This is a genomic window from Burkholderia territorii, assembly GCF_001718335.1.
GTDB lineage: Bacteria > Pseudomonadota > Gammaproteobacteria > Burkholderiales > Burkholderiaceae > Burkholderia > Burkholderia territorii.
Genome location: NZ_CP013365.1, coordinates 1840002 through 1862871, shown reverse-complemented (window position 1 = coordinate 1862871; position 22870 = coordinate 1840002). Strand labels below are relative to the sequence as shown.

Genomic DNA, 22870 nt, shown 5'->3' with positions numbered 1-22870 from the left:
CGGATATCGGGAATGACGCGCGACGCGCTTACGCGGGCTTCGCGAGATATTTCGTGATCAGCGTCATCTGCGCGGCCCACCCTTGATCGTTCATCTCGCGCGCCTTCGCGCGGCGCGCTTCGATCAACTGGTCGAAGCCCGTTTCGCTGATCGTCAGCAGCGTGCCGCCGTTCGCCTCGGCGAGGGCGAACGTGACGAGCGTCATCGGCTCGGATGCGTAATCGACGCTCGGATCGATGGCGAACGGGTGCCAGCGAAAGGAAAACCGTTGCTTCGGCTCGATGCGGTCGACGACGATTTCGAACACGGTGCCGGCATACGGCTCCTGTGCGTTGGCGACGTCGTCGTCGACGCGCGTCGGTGTGATGCGGCCGAACAGCGGCCGGCCGGCGACGAACGGCCCGTCGAACGTCACGCCGAACCAGGTGCCGAATTCCCCGGCATTGCTGACGGCTTCCCAGACGCGCGCGAGCGCCGCGGCGAGCAACGCTCGTTTCTCGATGCGATCGGTGGATTCGGTCATCGCGTTCTCCAGGCAGGCGTCCTCGATGCGGGACGGCGCACGGGCGGGTGCCGCGTTCAGTCGATCATCACCGCGTCCGGCACGTCGAGCACGACGTCCGACGTCGCGACGGCCACGCACGGCAGCGTAAAGCCGTCGGCCTTTTCCTCGCGGCTCAGACCGGGCCATTCGATCGTGTAGCGTACGCTGCCGCTCACGATCCTGCACAGGCAGCTTCGGCACGTGCCGTTGCGGCACGAGCGCGGCAGCCTGACGTGCGCGAACGCGGCGGCTTCGAGCAGCGTCAGCGAATCGGGGGCGTCGAACGTCGCACCGAGCGGCTCGATGCGTACGACGGGCGGGTGGTCGGGATCGGTCATGGGGCGAAGCGGGTGCCGGCGCGGCGGCAAGACAGGGGCAGGTCAAGCGCCAAGCATACCCGAAGGCGGTGCGGCCGGCGCCCGTGGGGCGGCCGGCCCGGGACGTCAGTGTCGGCGCAGGTAGCGGTACACGGTATTGCGCGCGAGCCCGAGCTCGCGCGCGGCGGCCGACACGTTGCCGCCGTGCCGCGCGAGCACCGCGTCGATCACCGCGGCCTGATGGCTCTGCAGCGTCGTCGCTTCGCGTGTTTCGACCGGCGCGGGCTGCGCCGCGGGCGCGTCGTCGCAGTCGAGCCAGAAATCGTCGGGCAGGTGCGCGAGCGTGATTTCGGCTTCGTCTTCTGCGAGCATGCCGGCCGTGCGCAGCACGTTGGTCATCTGCCGCAGGTTGCCGGGCCAGCGGTGCCGCATGAATGCGTCGAGGACATCGGTCGCGAGGCGGCTCGGCATCGGCTCGCTGCGGCCGAGCCGCGCGAGGATCCGCTCGACCAGCACCGGCAGGTCGGTGCGCGCGGCGAGCGGCGGCAGCGTGACCGCGAGCCCGTTGATCCGGTAGAACAGGTCTTCGCGGAACGTGCCTTCGGCGATCATCGCGCGCAGGTCGCGGTGGGTCGCGCAGACCACCCGCACGTCGACCGGCACCGCGCGTGCACCTCCGAGCGGCATCACCGCGCGCTCCTGCAGCACGCGCATCAGCCTGACCTGCTGCGCGAGCGGCATGTCGCCGATTTCGTCGAGAAACAGCGTGCCGCCGTCGGCCTGCACGATCTTGCCGGGGCTGCCGCGCTTGCGCGCACCGGTGAACGCGCCGTCTTCGTAGCCGAACAATTCCGCTTCGATCAGCGAATCCGGCAGCGCCGCGCAATTGACCGCGACGAACGGGCCGTCCGCGCGCGGCGATGCCTGGTGAAGCGCACGCGCGAGCCATTCCTTGCCGGTGCCGGTCTGGCCGAGGATCAGCAACGGCAGATCGCGCCCGCGAATCTTCGCGACGCGCTCGAGCACGGCAGCCATTCGCGCGTCGCCGGTGTCGAGCGTCGCGAACGTGATCGCGTCGGGATCGGGCGCCTGCGTGCGCACGGCGGGCGCGGGCGGCGTGACGGCGACGGCCGTCTTGTGCGATTCCGCGAATTCGCAGCGTGCGAGCACACGCACGCCGGTCGACAGCGTGAGGCGAAACGGTGCGCCGGGCGCGCGGGCCGCTTGCTGCGCGAGCTGGCCGAAATGCATGCCGAACAGCGCATCGCAGCTTCGATGCTGCAATGCATCGAAGGTCGCGCCGAGCTGGAATTGCGCGCTTCGGTTCGCGGCGATCAGGCCGCCATCGGGGCCGAACGCGACGAGCCCGGCGAACAGCGAGTCGACGCAATCCTCGTGGGCGTGGAAGCGCAGCCGCAGTGCTTCGGCGCACTGGTTCGCGAACAGGTGGTTCTCGATCAGTTGGGCGGACATTCGCACCAGCGCGAGCGTATGCGGGCTGAAGCCGCGCGGATCGCCGCTTACGTCGAGCGTGCCGAGCGTGCGGCCGAACGGGTCGATGATCGGTGCGCACGAGCAGGTGAGGATATGGTTCGCGCGCAGGAAGTGCTCGGACCCGTGCACGGCCACCGCCTGGCCCGAAGCGAGCGCGGTGCCGATCGCATTGGTGCCGCGTGCGCCTTCGGCCCACGACACGCCCGTGCATAGCGCGACGCGGTTCGCCTTCTCGATGAAGTCCGCGTCGCCGATGCTGTGCAGGATCACGCCGTCGGCGTCGGTGAGCAGCACGAGGCTTTGCGTGTCGGCGATTTGCGCGTGGAGGTTTTCCATCACGGGGCGCGCGTGCGCGAACAATGCGTGGTTCGTGTCCAGCAGTTCGCGCAGCGCGAGCCGCGACAGCGGCGCGAAATCGGGGCGCTCGTTTGCGCGCAGGCCGACCGCGGTCGAACGGGCATGCGCCTGCGCGAGCAGGTCGTTGCGGCCCGCGGTGGCGGGCAGCACGAAAGATTGAGGCATGTCTTGTCTCCTGTCGACCGCAGTTAGCGCTTTAGCGCTTACTGCGGTCCCATGCTTCGCGGTCGACCGCAGTTAGCGCTTTAGCGCTTACTGCGGTCCCATGCTTCGCGGTCGGCCTCAGCTAGCGCTTTAGCGCTTACTGCGGTCCCATGCTTCGCGGTCAGCCCAGCTAGCGCTTCAGCGCCAACTACGGCCCCATGCTTCCCGGCCGCCGAGATCGCACCCTTTGCACCGCACCATCCACCACCCGGGCCGCCGCTGTCGATATCGCCTCATCATACAAGCGCCGCGCGCGTTCGGCGACTGCGTACAAAAACCCCTTGCTTTTAAGCGCCCGCCTGCAATGATGAAAGTGGAGCACGCACGCGCCGTGTTCCGCATCGCAACATGCATGCGACGTGACATGCATCCGTTCGGGAGACCCATCATGGTTCGGACGGAACTGAGAGTCGTGTTGGCGGCCATCGCCACCTTCATCATGCTGGGCGGCATCGCCGTCGCGATCCATGGTCTGCTGTTCGACCTGAGCGATGCGGTGAGCTACGGGGCCACCGCGATCGCGGTCGGCGCCACGACCGCCGCGATCGCACTGAACGTCTGGCCCACCGATCCCCACTGACGCCGCTCGGCAAATGGTGCCCGATGTCGCGCGCTGGTCTGATGAAAATGCGCGTCGGAACGACGCGCATCGCAAATTTGCCTCCTGCGCGAAACCGTCTAAAGTGGAATGCAACCGGCACGCATCGTCCGCGCCATACCCCCGTGGATACTGCCTCTGCCGGCGAGCCCGCGTACATTTTCGTCCGGCCGGTGGCGGACGACGGACGCGGTCATTTGCTTTCTACCGGACGAGGCGGCTCCCATGCAGATCCATTTCACGAATGAGAAGCCCGAATATTCGGGGCGCGACCTGATGCTCGGTTTCACGGCGCTGGTCAATGGCGAGCGCGTCCAATGTCAGATCACCGCAGAGGCGCTGGAGGATCATTTCGGTGCGGCATCGCCGCGCTTCGAGGACATGGTCGGTGCGTACGATCAGCACCGCGAGCGTATCGAGGCAGCCGCGCGGCGGCTGCTGTCCGAGACGCGCGCGCAATGCGTGACGCTGCGCAGCGGCTACGTGCGCTTCTACGAAGCGAACTGCCGCTGAGCCGGACGACCGGACAGCGACGGAGCGGGCGCCGGATACCGGCGCCCGTGTCATATCCGCGCATGTTCTTCCGATAGCGCGCTCGCGCGGCGGGCGGTGCCCGGCTCGATTTCGAGCATCGAGCGGCGTACCGCCACGCCCGTGTTCCGTCGCGCTCAATCCGCCCCGATCAGCACATATGCATCGCCGGGTGCCCCGTTCGTGCGCGCGATGCGTGCGAAGCCCGTGTCGGCGAGGTGCATGCCCGCAATCAGCAAGTGATCCGAAGCGACTTCGGCGAGCGTGGCCGCGCGCGTCGATGCGGCCTGCGACGGATCGTGATCGAACGCGATCGACACGTCGGGGCGGGCAACCTGAATCGGCGCGAAATGCACGAGATCGCCCCAGATCAGCAGGCGCTCGCCGCGCGATTCGACGCGATAGCCGGTGTGGCCTGGCGTATGTCCCGGCAGCGGGACCGCGACGATACCGGGCAGTACGTCGCCGGCCTCGATGGTGCGCAGCTGCGCGTGATACACGTCGAACGTCTGCCGCGCGATCCGGAAATTGACGCGTGCGCGCTCGCTTGCCCGCTCGTACATGGTGTTGTCCAGCCAGAATGCACGTTCCCGTTCGTGAATGAGCACTTCCGCCTGCGGAAAGACCGGGTTTCCGTTCATGTCGAGCAGGCCGCCGATGTGGTCCGGATGTGCGTGCGTCAGCAGGACCGTGTCGATGTCGGGTGCGTCGATGCCGGCTCGCGACAGCGATGGACGCAGCAGGCCGCCCCAGCTGCGGATGCCGCCGGCGCCAGTGTCGACGAGCACGGTGCGCCCGTTGCCGCCTATGACGTAGCAGTTGATGTTGACGTCGGACGGCACCTGTATGCCGGCCCGGAGCATGATGCCGGCCGCGTCGTCGACGTCGATGTTCGACAGCAGGTCGAGGCCTGCCGTCAGCGTGCCGTCGCTGATCGCGGTCACCGTGAACTCGCCGACCTGGCGACGCGGGAAGGAAGGGCGGGGAACGGGTGCGCTCATGGGTCAATGTCGTGCATAAAGGTGAGCGGTGTCGTAGCCGAAGCAGCGGATGCGTGCGACGAATCCGGTGTGGCGAAGAATCTCGCGATCCAGATCGCTCATGAACCGGTCCATCAGTTCAGTGGTGCGAAATGACGAGGTGCGCATGCGGATCTCCGCGCTGACCGGCCGTCCGAGGCCGTGCCGGACCGAAACGTATGCGACGTGAACCGTGCCGGGTGCGGCGCTCAACACGTCGGCGCAGAGCTGCTCGCAGGCCGACGACAGTGCGTCGAGTGCCGAGCTGGTCGGCATGCTCGTTTCGGGAATCAGAATCGTGACGCTGGGCATGGTCCCGCTCCGGTCAGCGTGCGGTTGCTGGCGTCGTCGTGCTGACGAGCCGCTCGCCCATCGCCGCATAGAGCCGGATCGCGCCATCGGATCCGAGCCGAGCCTGATCGTGCGTGAGGACGGCCAGCCAGCGCGCGGCCGGCCGGTGATCCAGCGCGACCGCGTGCATGGCCGTGGCCGCGATACCTGCTCGCGCGAACGGGGCGGGGTCGTCGCAAACGGCCAGCCATTGACGGCCGGAGACGGCCGGCGCGGGTGCCGCGCAGTCGTACACGTTGCGGCGCCACTCGACGATGTACGGCTGCCAGCGCGCGAAATTGCCGCCGCCGTTGTCGCGATACTCGGCCGACGTCAGCACGTCCGGGCCGTCGATCGTGTGCAGCGCGAGGTAGACGGGGCCGTCGCCGCCAAGTGCGCGAAAGCGTTGCGACGTGCGAAAGCCGGATACGGAGATCAGCGCGGGCAGTTTCACCCGGCTGTAGAAGTCGTTCCACTCGGCTTCGACGGCGGGTTCGGCGATGCTGCATTCAACGGCATAGATCATGACTTCTCCGCAGTGGCGAGCGGCGTTCGGAATCGATGGGCCAGCTCGACGGGTTGAGTTTTTGTCATGATAATGAGCGGAACAATGAGAGAAAAACGATGATTCGTCACCGTTCAATGACATTTGATCAAGCCATAATCGACGGCGGGCGGTCGAACGGGGAGCAATCGTGACGCGACGCAGGATTCCGAGCAATTCGGCATTGATGGCATTCGAGGCCGCGGCGCGGCACGGCAGCTTCGCGCGCGCGGCCGACGAATTGGCGTTGACCGAAGGCGCGATCAGCCGGCAGATCGGCCGGCTGGAGGCCTTCCTGGGCGTCGCGCTGTTCGAGCGGATCGGCAACCGCGTGCGGCTGGCACCGAACGGCGCGCGCTATGCGGCGCAGGTTCGCGAAGTGCTGGACCGGCTCGAGCGCGACAGCCAGTACATGATGGGGCAGCCGGGCGACGGCGGCAGCGTCGATATCGCGGTCACGCCGACCTTTGCGACGCGCTGGCTGATTCCGCGGCTCAAGGGATTCCAGGCCCAGCATCCGAACATCACGGTGCATTTCGCCGATCGTGCGGAGCCGTTCGTGCTGGCCGGCAGCGGGTTCGATGCGGCGATTCACTTCGAGCATCCGGCCTGGGCCGGCATGCATACGTACCGGTTGTGCGAGGAGGTGCTGGTGCCGGTCTGCCATCCGTCGCTGCTCGCGGGCGGCCCGCCGGACATGTTGCTGGGCACGCTGCCGCGCCTGCACAAGCGCCAGACGCCCGACGCGTGGTCGGCATACGTGCAGGAGACCGGGTTGCCGGTCAACAATCCGGCTGCCGGCGCACGCTACGATCTTTACTCGATGCTGATCGCGGCGGCGCTGGCCGGGCTCGGCGTCGCGCTGGTGCCGCGCCTCTATGTCGACGCCGAGATCGCGCAAGGGTTGCTCGCGGCGCCCTGGCCCGACGCGCGGGGCGTGATCAAGCGCTTCTGTCTCGTGTTGCCCGAGCCGCTGGAACTGAGCGAGGGGCCGTTGCAGGCGTTCGCCCGCTGGGTGCTCCGTCAGGCGGAGGCTTGACCGAAGCTGGCTTGCGCGTCGCGCATCGCCCCGCCGAGCACGAAGCAAAAACGCCACCGCGAGGTGGCGTTTTCGTTTCATCTTGCAGCGCGCCAGGGCGCGCGTGCGTCACTCGCTGCCGAGATAGAAGAAGCGGAACAGGAACACGGCCGCGATGATCCACACGATCGGCTTGACCGTGCGCGCCTGGCCGGTCAGCAGCTTCAGGCCGCCGTATGCGATGAAGCCGAACGCGACGCCGTTCGCGATCGAGTAGGTGAACGGCATCAGCAACGCGGTGAGCGCGGCCGGCACGGCTTCGGTCGCGTCGTCCCACGGTACGTCGACCATCTCGCGCAGCATCAGGCACGACACGTAGAGGAGTGCCGGTGCGGTCGCATAAGCCGGCACGACGCCGGCGAGCGGCGCGATGAACAGGCACGCGAGGAACAGCACGGCAACGGTGATCGCCGTCACGCCCGTGCGGCCGCCGGCCTGCACGCCCGACGCGCTTTCGATGTACGCGGTGGTCGACGACGTGCCGAGCACCGAGCCCGCGACGATCGCGGTGCTGTCCGCGAGCAACGCCTTGTTCAGGCGGTTCATCTTGCCTTCGACGAGCAGGCCCGCGCGATTCGCGACGCCCATCAGCGTGCCGGTCGCATCGAACAGCTCGACGAGGAAGAACACGAGGATCACGTTGATGATGCCGGTCGACAGCGCGGCGCCGATGTCGAGCTTGAACAGCGTCGCGTCGATCGACGGCGGCGCGGAGAACACGCCGTGGAACTGGTTGTCGCCGAAGAAGAACGACAGGATCGTGACGCCGATGATGCCGATCAGGATCGCGCCGCGCACGCGCAGGTGGTCGAGCGTGACGATCGTGAAGAAGCCGACGATCGCGAGGATCGTGTCGTGCTTGTGCAGGTCGCCGAGCGTGACGAGCGTGGCCGGGTTGCCGACGATCACGCCCGAGGTCTTCAGCGAGATGATGCCGAGGAACAGGCCGATACCGGCGGTGATCGAGATGCGCAGCGATTTCGGAATGCCGTTGACGATTGCCTCGCGCACGCGGAACAGCGTGACGAGCAGAAACAGGCAGCCGGAGATGAACACCGCGCCGAGCGCGGCCTGCCACGTGAAGCCCATCCCCTTGACGACCGTGTAGGCGAAATACGCGTTCAGGCCCATGCCGGGCGCGCACGCGATCGGGTAGTTCGCGTACAGGCCCATGATGATCGACGCCAGCGCCGCGACGAGGCAGGTCGCGACGAACACCGATTCCTTCGGCATGCCGGCATCGCCGAGGATCGCGGGGTTGACGAAGATGATGTAGGCCATCGTCAGGAACGTGGTGACGCCCGCGAGTATTTCGGTGCGGAAGTCGGTGCCGGCTTCGTCGAAGCCGAAATACCGCTTGATGGATTCCATGAAGGCGTTTCTCCGGTCGGGTTGTCGTGTTGCTTGTTGTTTATGCCGAATTGTTGTAAGGCAGCGCGAGGCCGGCCTACTGTAACCAGCCACTATTGCGACGCTATCGGCGGATTGTAATAGCGCGGATAGCTCGGACGATATAGTTGCGGGGCACGATCGGCTGCGTTCGCGCGAACGGTCGGACAGGCCGGCCGCGCGAGGACGGCGCGCATTTTACCGGTTCGCTCGACCCGGGCAGGCAGAAACGATGGAAACGATTCGATGGCGGGGGCCGTGACGGCCGATGCGGACGCAACGGCATGATGGACATGCGGCGTGCGCCGCCGCGCGACGACATGCGGCCGCACTGGCGCACCCGCACGAGGGGCGAACATGGGACCACGGACGCACGGTATGCGCGAGCGTGCACGCATGACCGCCGCGGGCGCGCGGCGGTATGCAGCGGCTATTCGTCAGTCCAGGCGGTTGCAGATATCGGGCTATCCTGCGCCGAAGCCGTCGCGTCCGCAACTGTCATTTCGCGATGCGAGCCGGACTGTGGTTTCTGTGTAAAAGATTGCAAGACGTCATCGCGTTAACCGGCAAGTCTTTCTAGGATAGATACACCGCGCGCACACGCCGGCCAGTCATTGCCGACGCGGGGGAGTCGCAGTCCGTGCAGGCCAGGCGGTGAAGTGCGGTGACGGTCGCGGCGCATTCGGGCAGGCGCGACCGGTTGCGATTGCCCGATGCGGGTTCGTCCGTCATCACGGAGGTCAGCATGTTGAACTGGATCAGCCGTTGGGCGATGCGGCACGCCCCCACGCCGGAAAAAACCGCTGCGTCGATGCTCGTGACGGCGCGCATGGAATTGTTCGCAGCCGAACAGCGCGTCATCGATGCGAAATTACAGGCGGATTACTGGCGCACGCGGGTGTCATTTCTCGAGGAGGTGCAAAAGCAAGGCATCGACCCGTGGGTGACCTCGCAGGCGGCGCAACGCCCCGACCTCGATTCCACGCCTCGCAGCACGGGCCCGCGTCTCGCCGCCAGCACCTGATGCACGTGATGCATGCAAGCGTTGCACACGGCGCGCGATCGCGCGCGGCACGCATGCGCGTGCCGCGTCATTCGACGCGCACCCGCGGCGCATTGCGTCGCGGGTGCGTCCATTTCCGGATGCGGTAATTTCGCGCGCTCCGGCATTCCGTCGCGCGCGTGATGCGCGCATTGTCAATCCCGTCTTCTCCATCGTCCGACGAACACACGCTGCATGCGCGCGAGCGTGCGTCTGAGCCGCTCGCCGCGCCTCACGTATGCGGTCGTGATCGACGCTTCGGCCGGCCGGTCGTCATCGGTGCCGAGCCAGATGCGATCGCCGCGCGCGATACGCAGCACGTCGCCGGGTTGTACCCAGTAGTCGTCGACGCTCGGCGGCCGCGTGATCCACAACGGCGCGCCGTGCGCGCGGATTTCGGCATCGCTCGGCGCGCGCCAGGTGAGTGTCGTGCGCGGCGCGACCGCGAAACGGATCACGACGGTCGGTAACGCGATCGCACCGACGCGGCGCGTATCGGGACGGTCGAACAACGGGCTTGCCTGGTCCATCGTCTTCTCCATTCGTTGAGCCGGACGGATGACGCGCACCAGAACAAAAAGGCCTCATCCGTTTCCGGTGAGGCCTTGTGTGACATGCGGTACTGCTCGGATGCTAACGCACAAGCGCCTCCCGTGAACCATTCTTTCGAATGTTCACCGGGCAATGATTCGCGATGGCGATGAGCTTGAACGTAGGCATGCGAACGAGTTTGTCGATGTCGTGCGGCGTTGTCAACGACTATTTTCGAGATACGTGGCGATCACGCATCGCGCTGGGCGAGGCCGTTGACGAGCAGTTCGGACAGCAGGCCCGTCATCCCGTTCGGATGCGTGGCGGCGCGTGCCTTCAACTGTTCGACGAGTTCGGCGTTCAGCTTGCATGCGAACGGCACGAGGCCCTGCTCCTGGTCGAGCTTGCGTTGCGCGCGGCGATCGAGCTTCGCTGCCTCCTCCGCACCCTTGCCGAAGCGCGCGGAGCTGGACTGCTTCATCGCGTGCGTCAGCTTGAGCGCCTTGTTCTTTTCGAGATCGGTTTTCTTCATGGCCATCGCGGCACCTCCGGGAAATGAAGCCGCGATTGTACGCATTTCGGCGGGCGCGCCCGCCGAAACCGCCGCGAAGCCGGGCGCGGATCCGCTCACGCGCCTTTCGTCGTGCCCCAGTTGCCGCCGTGCGCGGCCGCCTGCGCGGCCGGCGAGCGCGCCAGATACGCGAGTGCCTGCTCGGTCGAGCCTTCGTGGTGCGGCGTGTAGCCCGGCCTGAAATAGCGCAGCGCCGCGCCGATCACTTTCCAGAACGACGGCAGGTGCCCGCGCCGCGAACCCTTCCACCACGACAGCACGAAACCCGGATAGCGGCCGGCGGCCGGATCTCGCCGGTACATGAATTTCGCGCCGCTCGTGATGAAGTAGAGCAGCAGCACGATCACGAACGCCATGTGCACGCAGCGCTCCGGGTAGTTGCCGCCCATGTGGTTGTAGATGTCGAACGCGACGGTCCGGTGTTCGACTTCCTCCGCGCCGTGCCAGCGCAGCAGGTCGACCATCGTCGGGTCCGCACGGCCTTCGTCGAGCCCGTGCGCGTTGAGCACCCAGTTGCCGAGATAGCCGAAGAAATGCTCGAGCGATGCGATCACCGCGAGTTGCTGACGCAGCCAGAAACGCGTGTGGCCGATCTTCAGCCCGAACGGCGCTTCGCCCAGCACGCGCGTAAACAGCCAGTTCAGCTTCTGCGTGAACGGTTTCGTGTCGATCCCGTGTCGATCGTAGTAATGCTTGAGCACGCCGCCATGCGAGCGCGAATGCACGGCCTCCTGGCGCAGGAAGCCTTCGGCTTCGTCGCGCAGGCGCGCATCGGTGATGTGCGGCAGTGCCTTGTTGTACACGCGGCAGAACCAGAGTTCGCCTTCCGGGAACAGCAGGTTCAGCGTGTTGATGATGTGCGTGCTGCCCGGGTCGTTCGGCACCCAGGTGATCGGCGTGTCGCTGAAGTCGAACTTCACGTGCCGGGCCTTGATCTTGTGATACTCGGCGGTAGCGGTCATCTGTGTCTCCGTTGCTGTGCGGCGCGCTGCGCGTCAATGCGATGCCATGCTGACGCGGGCGAGCATCCGGCCGAGCCACGGCATGAAGCGGCCGACGAAGCGCAGCGCGTGCGCCTCGGTGCCCACGGCCACGACCGGCCGGTTGCGCAGCACGCCGTCGACCATCGCCTGCGCGACGGTTTCCGGCTTCAGGCCGCGCATCTGGTACAGCTTCGTCGCGCGTTTGCGCAGCCGTGCCTCGTCCTGTGCGTTGGCGCCCGCGTATTGCGTCGACGCCATGATTCCGGTTTCCGCGAAGCCCGGGCAGACGGCCGTCACGCCGATGCCTTTTTCCGCGAGCTCCGCGCGCATGCATTCGCTGAGCATCAGCACGGCGGCCTTCGTCGTCGCGTACGCGGGCAGGTCGCGCGACGGCCCGAACGCGGCGGCCGACGCGGTGTTGACGATGTGGCCGCCGGTGCCGCGTGCGGCCATCTGTTGCGCGAACAGCCGCGAGCCGTGGATCACGCCCCACAGGTTCACGTGCAGGATGCGCTCCCAGTGCCGCTCGCTCGTATCGAGAATGCCGCCGGCCATGCCGATGCCCGCGTTGTTGATCACGACGTCGGCGCCGCCGAGTTCGCTGCCGACCCATGCCGCGAGCGCTTCCATCTCGTCGGCGCGGCCGACGTCCACGCGCTTCGCATGCGCGGGCGCGCCGGTGAGCCCGAGCAGCAGCGCGGTGCGCTCGGCGCTCGCGAGATCGATGTCGCACGCAACGACGGTCGCGCCTTCGCGTGCAAATGCGAGGGCCGCGCAGCGGCCGATGCCGCTGCCCGCGCCGGTGACGACCACGACCTTGCCGCTGAAGCGGCCGCTGGTCGCGCGGCGGCGCGCGTTCGCGAGCGCGGGCGGTTCGTCGCCCGATTCGACCGCGTCGATCAATTGCTCGGCGAGGCCGGCGAAGCGCGCGGGATCGGCGAGCGGCAGCCAGTGGCCGGCCGCGACTTCGCGGCGGTAGTACTGCGGCACCCAGCGCGACAGGTTCTCGGACAGCGCCGGGCTCACGTATTTGTCGCGGAGCGGCACGATCGTCTGCACCGGCGCATGCGCGTAGCGCTCGCGCGGCGCGAACAGGCAGCGGATGAAATTCGCGCGATAGAGGCGCACGCCGCGTGCGCCGTCGTCGGCCTGCGTCGCGCGCGGCGCGGCGGCGGTCTTCTCGACACGGCGCAGCAGGCCCGGCCATGCGCGGCCGAGCCACAGCCGCCACCCGAGTTCGGGGATGAACGGCAGGTGAAACAGGTACACGTACCACGAGCGCACGAGCTGGCCGCCGAGCCTGGCCAACGATGCGGGCGTCGGATGCAGCACGCGCTCGCGCAGCCAGAAGCCGACGTGGTCGAGGCACGGCCCCGAGCACGACGTATACGACGCGATGCGGCCGGCGAGCCGCGGATCCGTGACGAACTCCCAGCCCTGGATCGAGCCCCAGTCGTGCGCGATCAGGTGCACCGCGCGGCCGGGGCAGAGCGCGTCGATCACCGCGATGAAGTCGTCCGTCAGCTTCGCGAGATGGTAGTCGGCCGTGCGCTTCGGCGCGCCGGACAGGCCCGCGCCGCGCACGTCGTAGGCAATCACGTAATGCTTGCGCGCGAGCAGCGGCGCGACCTGCTGCCAGACGCTGCTGTCGTCGGGGTAGCCGTGCACGAGCACGACCGGCGAGCGGGCCGGGTCGCCCCAGGTCCTGACCGCGAGCGTCAGGTCGCCGGAGGCGACGGCCGTCTCGTTGTGAACCGATTCGAACAGGGCCAGCGGCGCTTCATCGGAAAGAGGCTGCATCGTGAGTCCGTCGTTCAGGGATTCGGGAGAAGGGGCGGGGCGTACGCGTCACGCGGCGGCCCGCACGTTCGCGACGGCCTGCGCGCGTTCGGCCTGGCGGCGGCGCCAGCGGCGCACGTGCGGCAGGTCGTCGTCGAGCCAGTACGCGTCGTCGTCGGTGATCACCAGCAGCTCCTCGAATTTCGCGCCGACGCCGGCGAAGCCGAGATGCGGCTCCACGGCCCACAGGCCCGGCACCGGCGCATGTTCGGAGCGGCGGTCGATCGACCACAGCGGCGACCAGCCTTGCTGCTTCGCCGCGCGGCCCTGGTCGAGCAGCAGGTTGCGCGTCGCGTTCAGCCCGAAGCGCGCGACGAAACGCGGTGTCGACAGCTTGTGGATCTTCGCGACGCGGTGCGCAAGCACCTTGAACGGATACGCCTTGTGGCGCGGCTCGACGCCCTGGCGGCGGCACAGCGCATCGACCGCCTGCGCGACCTCGGCCATCGGGCGACGCTCCTTCACGAGCCGCACGATCATGTCGCGATGGTCCATCAGGTCGTCCTGAAGCTGCTCGAGGATGGGGTTGTGCCCGAGGCAGTGCGCGTAGCCGACGTCCGCGACGATGCCGTCGAGCACGGGCGCGACGTCGAGGATCACGGGCATGTCGGTTTCGAGCTGGCGATTGCTCGGGAAGAATGCGAGGTTGAAGCCGCCCAGATGCTTCAGGCCGGAGAAGCCTTCGAACGCCGTGCGGTCGCCGAACCATGCGAACGGCTTGTGCAGCCAGTCGCGCACGCCGTTGTCCTGCAGCCATTCGGTCAGCAGGCGCGTGGCCTCCTTCTCGGTGATGCCGGGATAGAGCATCGCGCCGACGGTCTCGACGCAGCGATAGGCAAGTTGCTGGACCGCGCGGAATTGCGGCAGCTCGTCGAGATGGACTTCCGGCAGCGGATGATCGGGCATGATGCGTCTCCATGTATCGGCCTGCATTCGCGCGCCGGCAACGCGGGGCTCGTGCAAGGCTGGGCGCTGATCCGGAATGCATCCGCCGCCGTTGATCCTGGAGCGAATTATTCAGTCAGCATTTAATGTGTCATTGATCGATGTAAAGATCATAGCCGGTTCGACGTGCCGCGGAGGTGAGGACTTCTCCTAATGAAGCCCGAAATGGAGGGGAGTCTCTAGGTTTTCGGGCGTCGGGGGCCGGATGACCGGCGCCTTGCGCGCATGCCGTGCGCCGCAGCCTTCAGACGCCCGCGCCGCGCCGCCGCCGGCCCGCCATGTCGCGTCGGATCAACTCCGCGTCGTATCGCGGCGCGACGCTGTCAAATTGCCGAAATAATTTCGTCACATCATTCGCCCCCAATTCGAAGCCGTTCCGGCTTCCCGGGGCGGTGTGCCGCGCGTCGTGCGGGGCAGCGACCCGGGCCGACTCGACCATTCCACGGAGACAGACCATGCAACGCCGCCAGTTCATGAACACCCTTGCCGCGGCGACCGCCGCGACGCCGCTGATGCTCAAGGCCGGCATGGCCGGCGCGAAGAGCACGACCGCGCCGGACGCGCTGGACCCGGGCCGCTGGTCGCCGTTCAACGCCGCGCGGCTGCAGGCGGTGCTCGACCGGCATGGCGTCGCGAGCGCGCACTACGACGCAAAGCGCCGCCCGTATGCGGTGTTCGACTGGGACAACACGTGCATCATGAACGACTGCGAAGAGGCGTTGCTGATGTACCAGATCAACCATCTGCAGTACAAGCTGACGCCCGACGAGTTCGTCGGCGTGATGTGGAAGGACGTGCCGAAGGGCGCGTTCATGAAGGACTACACGACCGTCGACGGCAAGCCGGTGACGATGGAGGATCTCGCCGCCGACGTCGAATCCGACTACCGCTGGCTCCACGCGAACTACAAGGGCCTCGCCGGCGACAAGAGCCTCGACGAGATTCGCGAGACCGACCAGTTCAAGGATTTCCGCGCGAAGCTGTACTTCATGTACGACGCGATCTGCGACACGCATCCGCTCGAAGTCGGCTACAAGTGGATCATCTACTTCTACAAGAACATGACGACCGCCGAGCTGCAGGCGATGGCGGAAGCGTCGAACAACTACGGCATCGGCGACGCGCTGCGCAAGGTCCGTTACGAAAGCCCGAAGTCGCTGCCGGGCAAGGCCGGCGTGGTGGCCGACACGCATTTCCACGGCATCCGCATCCACGAGGAAATCCGCGCGGTGATGCACACGCTGCGCGCGAACGGCATCGACGTGTACGTGAGCACCGCGTCGCTCGACGACGTCGTGCGCGTATTCGCCGGCAATCCTAACTACGGCTACGGCGTGCCGCCCGAGAACGTGATCGGCCTGCGCCTCGACATGCAGGACGGCAAGTACACGAGCACGTACCCGGCCGGCTGGCATTTCAACTGGGGGCCCGGCAAGACGGTGGGCATCCGCAACGTGCTTGCGTCGAAGAAGGGCTACGGCCCGCTGCTGGTGTTCGGCGACAGCGACGGCGACGCGTGGATGCTGCGCGACTTCAAGGACACCGCGGCCGGCGTGATCGTCAACCGGATGAAGAAGGGCGAGATCGGCGCGGACAGCAAGCTCGCGGCCGAACAGATCGGCAACCCGGACGCGCGCTTCCTGCTGCAGGGCCGCGACGAGCATACGGGCCTGATGATCCCGGACGAGAAGTCGATCAAGTACGGCAAGAGCGAGCGCAAGCTGCTGGCTTGACGCGGGGCCGGGCGGGGCGCCGGGCCGTCGCGGCCGCGCGCCCGCCGCCATCGGTCGCGGCGTCGTGCGGGCCGGCGCCCGCGCGTCTCAATGCTCGCGTCGCGGGCCCAACCGGTCCAGCAACGCGCTCAGCAGGTCGACCGGCAGCGGAAACACGATCGTCGAGTTCTTGTCGGCCGCGATCGTCGTCAGCGTCTGCAGGTAGCGCAGCTGCATCGCCTGCGGCTGCTGCGCAAGCCGCTGCGCCGCCTGCAGCAGCTTCTCCGATGCCTGCAATTCGCCTTCCGCGTGAATCACCTTCGCGCGCCGTTCGCGTTCGGCCTCGGCCTGCCGCGCGATCGCACGGATCATCGTTTCGTTCAGGTCGACGTGCTTGATCTCGACCGTCGACACCTTGATCCCCCACGCATCGGTCTGCGCGTCGAGCGTCTTCTGGATGTCGGCATTCAGCTGCTCGCGTTCGGCGAGCAACGCGTCGAGCTCGTGCTTGCCGAGCACCGCGCGCAGCGTCGTCTGCGCGAGCTGGCTCGTTGCCTCGAAGAAGCGGGCGACCTGGATCACGGCTTTCTCCGGATCGACGACGCGGAAATACACCACCGCATTGACCTTCACCGACACGTTGTCGCGCGTGATCACGTCCTGCGCGGGCACGTCGAACACGACGGTGCGCAGGTCGATCCGCACGACCTGCTGGACGATCGGGATGATCAGCACGAGGCCCGGGCCCTTGACCTTCCAGAACCGCCCGAGCATGAACACGACGCCGCGTTCGTACTCGCGGAAGATGCGGATCGACGATGCGACGAGCACCACGACGAAGACGATCAGGACGCCGCTGAAGCCGAACGTGTAGCCCATCATGACGGTGCTCCCTGGTGTTGTCGTTCTTGCGCCGGCACGTCGTAGAGCGGCGCGACGGTGAGCGTGAGCCCGTGGCGGCCGGTGACGCGTACGCGGCAGCCCGCCGCCAGCGGCGTGCTGCTCGCGACGCGCCAGCGCTCGCCGTGCACGCGCGCCCAGCCCGCGGCCGACGGTGCGGGGCCGGCTGCATCCTGCGGCTGGTCGGCGAGCAGGCCATCGTCGAGCACTTCGCCGATGCTGCCGACGATCGCCTCGGCACCCGTCACGACCGGCCGCCGCCGCGCGCGCAGCGCGACGCTCGACACGAGCGCGACGAGCAGTCCGCCGCCGAGCGCGAGGCCCGCGATCACCGGCCACGGAATGCCGTAGCCCGGTACGTCGGTGTCGATCAGCATCAGCGCGCCGATCGTGAACGACACGATTCCGCCGAAACCCAGCACGCCGAAGGTCGGCAGGAATGCCTCGGCGACGAGGCAGCCGAGACCGAGCAGCACGAGCCCGAGGCCCGCGTAGCTGATCGGCAGCAGTTGCATCGCGAACAGCCCGATCAGCAGGCAGATGGTGCCCGCGACACCCGGCAGCACGAAGCCAGGGTTCGCGAATTCGAAGAACAGGCCGTAGATGCCGATCGTGAGCAGGATCAGCGCGACGTTCGGATCGGCGATGATCGACAGGAAGCGGCTGCGCCAGTCGGGCGCGAGCACGACGAGCGGCGCGTGCGCGGTCGCGACGTGCAGCGTGCCGGCCGTCGTCGTAACGGCGCGGCCGTCGAGCTGGCGCGCGAGGTCGGCCGGATCCTGCGCGATCAGGTCGACGACATGTTGCGCGCGCGCTTCGGTCGCCGACAGGCTCAACGCCTCGCGCACCGCGCGCTCGGCCCATTCGGCATTGCGTCCGCGCAACTGCGCGAGGCCGCGGATGTACGCGGCGGCGTCCTGCGTCGCCTTGCGGATCTCCGTCGATTGCGTGTCGTTCGGCAGCTCGGCCGGCGATGCGGATGCGCCGGACGCCCCGACCGCGCCCGACGCCCCGGCCGGCGCCGGCGCCGGCGCCGGCCGGGGCGCACCCGGCGCACCGCCGCCGATACCGAACTGCACCGGCGACGCGGCGCCGAGATTGGTGCCCGGCGCCATCGCGGCGATGTGGCTCGCGTAGACGATATAAGTACCGGCGCTCGCGGCCCGCGCACCGCCCGGCGCGACGAAGGCGGCGACCGGCACCGGCGAGCCCAGGATCGCCTTGATGATCTGCCGCATCGACGTGTCGAGCCCGCCGGGCGTATCGAGTTGCAGGATCGCGAGCGGCGCGTGCTCGCGTGCCGCGCGCTCGAGCGAGCGGACGATGAAGTCGGCGCTGGCCGGCCCGATCGCGCCGTTGACCGGAATCACGAACACCGGCGGCGAGGCCGCGGGTGCGGCGGTGGGAGGCGGGGCAGCAACCGCCGCGCACACGACGAGCAGCGCCGCGAACAGCGCGGCGCGCGCGACCCGCGCGGACAGCGGGTGACGGGGGCGGCCGCCCGCCGATGCAGGCGGCGGCTCATGACGGTGAATGCGCATCGGGGCGTCCGGGCGGCGCGCGGCCGCACGCCGTCCGGCTCGCGGAAAGGGCGTTGGCCCGATGCTTGAAGATTAGGCGGTTTCGGCGGAAAGCGCGAAGGCGGACGGGCAGGCCGCGGATTCAGCCGGCGCCGCCGCCGCGCGCGAGCGCCTCTTCCCGATATTCGGCCGGGCTGCGCCCGCTCCATTTGCGAAACGCGCGGTAGAACGCGCTCGGTTCCGCGAAGCCGGTGGCGGCCGCGACATCGGCGATGGTTCGCGACGGATCGGCCAGCGCCTCGAATGCGAGGTCGCGCCGCAGCGTGTCCTTGATCGACTGGTACGCATGGCCTTCCTGGTGCAGCTTGCGGCGCAGCGTCGCCTCGGCCACGTGCAGCCGCGCGGCCATCCCGTCGGCGCCGGGCCATGCGGCGGGCGGCATGCCGCGCAGCACCGTGCGCACGCGTTGCGCGAGCGCGTTCGGGTTGCGGTACTTGACGATGAAGCTGGCCGGCGCGTTGCGCAGAAACGTTTTCAGCGTCCTGGCGTTCTGCACCACCGGCAGCGTCGCGAATTCGGGATCGAAATCGACATACGAATCGGGCTGGTTGAAGCGCATGTCGTCGCACAGCATCGACGGATATTCGTGGTCGGCCGGCGGGGTGTCGCAGCGAAAGCTCGCATGCAGCACCGGAATGCGCCGCCCGATCAGCCAGCAGGTGAGGCCGTACACGATGATGAAATAGGTCGCATACGTGAACATCGCGGGCGCGGCCGTGCTGTTGCGGTGCACGAAACGCAGCCGCACGCGCTGCGGGTTGGCGTCGAGCTCCGCGTGCAGGTCGTCGAGCACGCAGTGCATGAAGTTCACCGCGCGCGCCATCGCGTGCAGCCCGTCGTGCGCGGACAGCGCCGCCTGGCTCATCGCAATGAAGCTGCCGCTGCGCATCGGGTGGCTATCCTGCCCGAAAAACTCGTCGTCGAGCGCGCGCGCGATGGCGTTCCACAGCGCGCCGTATTGCTGCGCGGACACCCGCGAACGCGGTTGCGCGAGCAGCGCCGGCGCGATGCCGGCCTGCGCGAGCAGCGGCTCGGCCGCGACGCCGCGCCGGGTGGCGAGCGCGACGCTGTAGGCGACGAGGCTGATCGCGATGGTTCCTTTCTCTTCCTGCTTCATCGAAGCCGCCGGTATGGCAAAAACGCTCAGTGTAAATGAGCGCCGCGAGCATCGAACAGTCGCGCGCGCTTGCCTACACTTGTTGCATCGAAACGAAAGGACGGTCGCGGCAAGCGGCCGCGGGAGACAGCAGCGCCATGGACGAGCTTTACACCGAAGACCAGCGGATGATCCGCGACGCCGCGCGCGCTTTTGCCACCGAGGTGCTGGCGCCGAACGCCGCGCAGTGGGACCGCGACGCGCACCTGCCCGACGCCGTCGTCGCGCAGCTCGGCGAACTCGGCCTGCTCGGGATGATCGTGCCGCAGGAGCTGGGCGGCGCGTATACGGATTACGTCGCCTATGCGCTGGCGATGGAGGAGATCGCCGCCGGCGACGCAGCGTGCGCGACGATGATGAGCGTGCACAACTCGGTCGGCTGCGGGCCGATCCTCGGCTTCGGCACGCCGGCGCAGAAGGATCGCTGGCTGGCCGACATGGCGGCGGGCCGCGTGATCGGCGCGTTTTGCCTGACCGAGCCGCAGGCCGGCTCCGAGGCCAACAACCTGCGCACGCGCGCGGAGCTGCGCGACGGCAAGTGGGTGCTGAACGGCGCGAAGCAGTTCGTGACGAACGGCCAGCGTGCCGGGGTCGCGATCGTTTTTGCCATGACCGACCCGGAGGCCGGCAAGCGCGGCATTTCCGCGTTCCTGGTGCCGACCGACACGCCGGGCTTCATCGTCGGCAAGCCGGAAAAGAAGATGGGCATCCGCGCATCCGATACGTGCCCGATCACGTTCGAGAGCTGCGCGATTCCGGAAGAAAACCTGCTCGGCAATCGCGGCGAAGGGTTGAAGATCGCGCTGTCGAACCTCGAGGGCGGACGCATCGGCATTGCCGCGCAGGCGCTCGGCATCGCGCGCGCCGCGTTCGACAAGGCGCGCCGCTATGCGGGCGAGCGCGTGCAGTTCGGCAAGCCGATCGCCGAGCACCAGGCGATCCAGCAAAAGCTCGCCGACATGGCCACGCAGATCAACGCGGCGCGCCTGCTCGTGCATCACGCGGCGAAGCTGCGCACGGCCGGGCTGCCGTGCCTGTCCGAAGCATCGCAGGCGAAGCTGTTCGCGTCGGAGATGGCCGAGCGCGTGTGTTCGGACGCGATCCAGATCCATGGCGGCTACGGCTACCTCGCCGATTACGAAGTCGAGCGTCACTATCGCGACGCGCGCATCACGCAGATCTACGAAGGCACCAGCGAAGTGCAGCGGATGGTGATCGCGCGACAGCTTTGAGCAGGGCGCTCTACCGGCAACCCCGCGAACAACGAGACAGGCACGCAATCAGGCAGGGCACGAGGGCAGCGCGACGAACGCGGCACGCAACGACGTGACCGTGCGCCGCGCAACACGGAACCGGGCATGCGCTGCAGCGCGTGAGCCGGTTGACCGCTGGGCATGGAGACTGGACGGAGACGACACGATGACGGTACAGGCATTCCTGGACGCACGCGACTTTCTGCTGCGCCATCGCACCGACTACGAAACCGCTTGCCGCGATTTCGAATGGCCGGTGCTCGATGCGTTCAACTGGGCGCTCGATTATTTCGACCCGATGGCGCGCGGCAACGACCGGCCCGCGCTGTGGATCGTCGACGCGGCAACCGGCACGGGCGACCCGTATTCGTTCGCGCAGATGTCCGAGCGCTCGTCGCGAATCGCGAACTGGCTGCGCGGCATCGGTGTCGGGCGCGGCGACCGGATCCTGCTGATGCTGCCGAACCGTGTCGAGCTGTGGGACGCGATGCTCGCCGCGATGAAGCTCGGCGCGATCGTGCTGCCCGCGACCACGCAACTGTCGGCCGACGACGTGCGCGATCGCGTGCAGATCGGCGGCGCGAAATACGCGATCGTCGACGAGAACGAAACCGCGAAGTTCGAGCAGGCCGATCTCGGCCTCGAGCGGAAGATCGTCGCCGGCGCGCCGCGCGCGGGCTGGCTCGCGATGAACGACGGCTACGCGGCAAGCGCCGCATTCGAGCCGGACGCCATCACGCACGCGAACGATCCGATGCTGCTGTACTTCACGTCGGGCACGACGTCGAAGCCGAAGCTCGTCGAGCATACGCACCGCACCTATCCGGTCGGGCACCTGTCGACGATGTACTGGGTCGGCCTGCAGCCGGGCGACATTCACTGGAACATCAGCTCGCCGGGCTGGGCGAAGCATGCGTGGAGCTGCTTCTTCGCGCCGTGGAATGCGCAGGCGTGCGTGTTCGCGTTCAACTATGCACGCTTCGAGCCGAAGGTCGTGCTCGATGCGCTCGTCAAATACCAGGTGACCACGCTGTGCGCGCCGCCGACCGTGTGGCGCATGCTCGTGCAGCAGCCGCTCGCGGCGTTCGACGTGAAGCTGCGCGAGATCGTCGGCGCGGGCGAGCCGCTGAATCCCGAGATCATCGAGCGCGTGAAGAAGGCGTGGGGCATCACGATTCGCGACGGCTACGGCCAGACCGAGACCACCTGCCTGATCGGCAACACGCCGGGCCAGCCCGTCGTCCCCGGTTCGATGGGCCGGCCGCTGCCCGGCTACCGGATCGCGCTGCTCGATCCGGACGGCGCGCCCGTCGACGAAGGCGAGGTCGCGCTGCCGATCGGCGCCGGCGCGGCGCGCCCGGTCGGGCTGATGAGCGGCTATGCGAACAATCCCGACGCGACGGCCCACGCGATGCGCGACGGCCATTACCGCACGTCCGACATCGCGATGCGCCGCGACGACGGCTACTACGTCTACATCGGCCGCGCGGACGACGTGTTCAAGTCGTCCGACTACCGGCTGAGCCCGTTCGAACTGGAGAGCGTGCTGATCGAGCATCCGGCGATCGCGGAAGCGGCCGTCGTGCCGAGCCCGGACCCGGTGCGGCTGTCGGTGCCGAAGACCTTCATCGCGCTGCGCCAGGGCTATGAGGAAAGCCCCGCGCTCGCGCTGGAGATCTTTCGCTTCTCGCGCGAAAAGCTCGCGCCGTACAAGCGCATCCGCCGCCTGCAATTCGCGGAGTTGCCGAAGACCATCTCGGGGAAGATCCGCCGCGTCGAGCTGCGCCGCCGCGAGATCGAGCGCGGCGACGATGCGGCCACGCGGATGCCCGGCGAATACTGGGAAGAAGATTTCGCCGCCGAACTGAAATGAAATGACCTGTCGCGGGCCGTGCGTGCCGCATGTCGCGGCCGTCGCCCGCGGTACCGATCGAACCGGCCGCGCGTGGCGTG

22 protein-coding genes are annotated in these 22870 nt (G+C 67.8%); 7 read left to right on the top strand and 15 right to left on the bottom strand.

All coding sequences use genetic code 11. The annotated features are described in order from the left end of the window. Positions 1 to 28: 28 nt before the first annotated feature. From WS51_RS08245 to WS51_RS08235, 3 genes are all read right to left on the bottom strand, one after another. A complete protein-coding gene (locus WS51_RS08245) occupies positions 29 to 523 on the bottom strand; it encodes an SRPBCC family protein (RefSeq protein ID WP_069228928.1) in 495 nt (164 codons plus the stop codon). Between the two features lie 56 nt (positions 524 to 579). Continuing rightward, the gene (locus WS51_RS08240; RefSeq protein ID WP_059447682.1) at positions 580 to 882 is read right to left on the bottom strand and encodes a 2Fe-2S iron-sulfur cluster-binding protein; all 303 of its coding nucleotides are present in this window, start codon (positions 880 to 882) and stop codon (positions 580 to 582) included. A gap of 105 nt (positions 883 to 987) precedes the next feature. Then, a complete protein-coding gene (locus WS51_RS08235; protein ID WP_059769122.1) occupies positions 988 to 2877 on the bottom strand; it encodes a sigma-54-dependent Fis family transcriptional regulator in 1890 nt (629 codons plus the stop codon). A gap of 427 nt (positions 2878 to 3304) precedes the next feature. Between WS51_RS08235 and WS51_RS08230 the strand changes: the two genes are divergently transcribed. Continuing rightward, on the top strand, positions 3305 to 3496 hold the full coding sequence (locus WS51_RS08230) for a DUF2964 family protein (protein ID WP_059447235.1): 192 nt from the start codon (positions 3305 to 3307) through the stop codon (positions 3494 to 3496). A gap of 243 nt (positions 3497 to 3739) precedes the next feature. Beyond that, positions 3740 to 4027, top strand: a complete 288-nt coding sequence (locus tag WS51_RS08225) for a DUF1488 family protein (protein WP_059447236.1) — start codon at positions 3740 to 3742, stop codon at positions 4025 to 4027. Positions 4028 to 4182: 155 nt separating this feature from the next. Here the strand turns inward: WS51_RS08225 and WS51_RS08220 are convergent, their stop codons facing one another. From WS51_RS08220 to WS51_RS08210, 3 genes are read right to left on the bottom strand one after another with little or no spacing between them, the layout of a single operon-like run. Further along, positions 4183 to 5046, bottom strand: coding sequence for an MBL fold metallo-hydrolase (locus WS51_RS08220; RefSeq protein ID WP_069228927.1), 864 nt, complete (start codon positions 5044 to 5046; stop codon positions 4183 to 4185). 3 nt (positions 5047 to 5049) lie between these two features. Continuing rightward, the gene (locus WS51_RS08215; RefSeq protein ID WP_069228926.1) at positions 5050 to 5376 is read right to left on the bottom strand and encodes a hypothetical protein; all 327 of its coding nucleotides are present in this window, start codon (positions 5374 to 5376) and stop codon (positions 5050 to 5052) included. A 13-nt stretch (positions 5377 to 5389) separates the two neighbouring features. Continuing rightward, positions 5390 to 5920: a hypothetical protein gene (locus WS51_RS08210; RefSeq protein ID WP_059791331.1), complete on the bottom strand. Its 531-nt coding sequence runs from the start codon at positions 5918 to 5920 to the stop codon at positions 5390 to 5392. A 205-nt stretch (positions 5921 to 6125) separates the two neighbouring features. Here WS51_RS08210 and WS51_RS08205 point away from each other — a divergent pair, with 205 nt between their 5' ends. Further along, positions 6126 to 6977, top strand: a complete 852-nt coding sequence (locus WS51_RS08205; RefSeq protein ID WP_069228925.1) for a LysR substrate-binding domain-containing protein — start codon at positions 6126 to 6128, stop codon at positions 6975 to 6977. A gap of 108 nt (positions 6978 to 7085) precedes the next feature. On the opposite strand, the gene WS51_RS08200 is transcribed toward WS51_RS08205, so the two are convergent. Further along, positions 7086 to 8387, bottom strand: a complete 1302-nt coding sequence (locus WS51_RS08200; protein WP_059447241.1) for an NCS2 family permease — start codon at positions 8385 to 8387, stop codon at positions 7086 to 7088. Positions 8388 to 9150: 763 nt separating this feature from the next. Between WS51_RS08200 and WS51_RS08195 the strand changes: the two genes are divergently transcribed. After that, the gene (locus tag WS51_RS08195; protein ID WP_006480752.1) at positions 9151 to 9429 is read left to right on the top strand and encodes a hypothetical protein; all 279 of its coding nucleotides are present in this window, start codon (positions 9151 to 9153) and stop codon (positions 9427 to 9429) included. Between the two features lie 173 nt (positions 9430 to 9602). On the opposite strand, the gene WS51_RS08190 is transcribed toward WS51_RS08195, so the two are convergent. From WS51_RS08190 to WS51_RS08170, 5 genes are all read right to left on the bottom strand, one after another. Continuing rightward, complete coding sequence (locus WS51_RS08190; protein WP_059447242.1) at positions 9603 to 9977, bottom strand: DUF2917 domain-containing protein; 375 nt, start codon at positions 9975 to 9977, stop codon at positions 9603 to 9605. A gap of 251 nt (positions 9978 to 10228) precedes the next feature. Continuing rightward, positions 10229 to 10516: a hypothetical protein gene (locus tag WS51_RS08185; RefSeq protein ID WP_059447243.1), complete on the bottom strand. Its 288-nt coding sequence runs from the start codon at positions 10514 to 10516 to the stop codon at positions 10229 to 10231. An 89-nt stretch (positions 10517 to 10605) separates the two neighbouring features. Then, the gene (locus WS51_RS08180; RefSeq protein ID WP_059506515.1) at positions 10606 to 11511 is read right to left on the bottom strand and encodes a metal-dependent hydrolase; all 906 of its coding nucleotides are present in this window, start codon (positions 11509 to 11511) and stop codon (positions 10606 to 10608) included. Between the two features lie 33 nt (positions 11512 to 11544). After that, the gene (locus WS51_RS08175; protein WP_059506517.1) at positions 11545 to 13332 is read right to left on the bottom strand and encodes an SDR family oxidoreductase; all 1788 of its coding nucleotides are present in this window, start codon (positions 13330 to 13332) and stop codon (positions 11545 to 11547) included. A 48-nt stretch (positions 13333 to 13380) separates the two neighbouring features. Continuing rightward, positions 13381 to 14277, bottom strand: a complete 897-nt coding sequence (locus WS51_RS08170) for a M24 family metallopeptidase (RefSeq protein WP_069229165.1) — start codon at positions 14275 to 14277, stop codon at positions 13381 to 13383. A 494-nt stretch (positions 14278 to 14771) separates the two neighbouring features. Between WS51_RS08170 and WS51_RS08160 the strand changes: the two genes are divergently transcribed. Continuing rightward, the gene (locus WS51_RS08160) at positions 14772 to 16049 is read left to right on the top strand and encodes an HAD family hydrolase (protein ID WP_059447247.1); all 1278 of its coding nucleotides are present in this window, start codon (positions 14772 to 14774) and stop codon (positions 16047 to 16049) included. An 87-nt stretch (positions 16050 to 16136) separates the two neighbouring features. Here WS51_RS08160 and WS51_RS08155 read toward each other — a convergent pair whose 3' ends face one another. From WS51_RS08155 to WS51_RS08145, 3 genes are all read right to left on the bottom strand, one after another. Continuing rightward, positions 16137 to 16910: a slipin family protein gene (locus WS51_RS08155; RefSeq protein WP_059447248.1), complete on the bottom strand. Its 774-nt coding sequence runs from the start codon at positions 16908 to 16910 to the stop codon at positions 16137 to 16139. After that, a complete protein-coding gene (locus WS51_RS08150; protein WP_069228924.1) occupies positions 16907 to 18469 on the bottom strand; it encodes an NfeD family protein in 1563 nt (520 codons plus the stop codon). The genes WS51_RS08155 and WS51_RS08150 overlap by 4 nt, the downstream gene beginning before the upstream one ends. 121 nt (positions 18470 to 18590) lie before the next feature. Beyond that, positions 18591 to 19625: an AraC family transcriptional regulator gene (locus WS51_RS08145; protein WP_059447250.1), complete on the bottom strand. Its 1035-nt coding sequence runs from the start codon at positions 19623 to 19625 to the stop codon at positions 18591 to 18593. A 137-nt stretch (positions 19626 to 19762) separates the two neighbouring features. Between WS51_RS08145 and WS51_RS08140 the strand changes: the two genes are divergently transcribed. After that, positions 19763 to 20896, top strand: a complete 1134-nt coding sequence (locus WS51_RS08140; protein WP_069229164.1) for an acyl-CoA dehydrogenase family protein — start codon at positions 19763 to 19765, stop codon at positions 20894 to 20896. A gap of 187 nt (positions 20897 to 21083) precedes the next feature. After that, on the top strand, positions 21084 to 22790 hold the full coding sequence (locus WS51_RS08135) for an AMP-binding protein (protein ID WP_069228923.1): 1707 nt from the start codon (positions 21084 to 21086) through the stop codon (positions 22788 to 22790). Positions 22791 to 22870 lie beyond the last annotated feature (80 nt).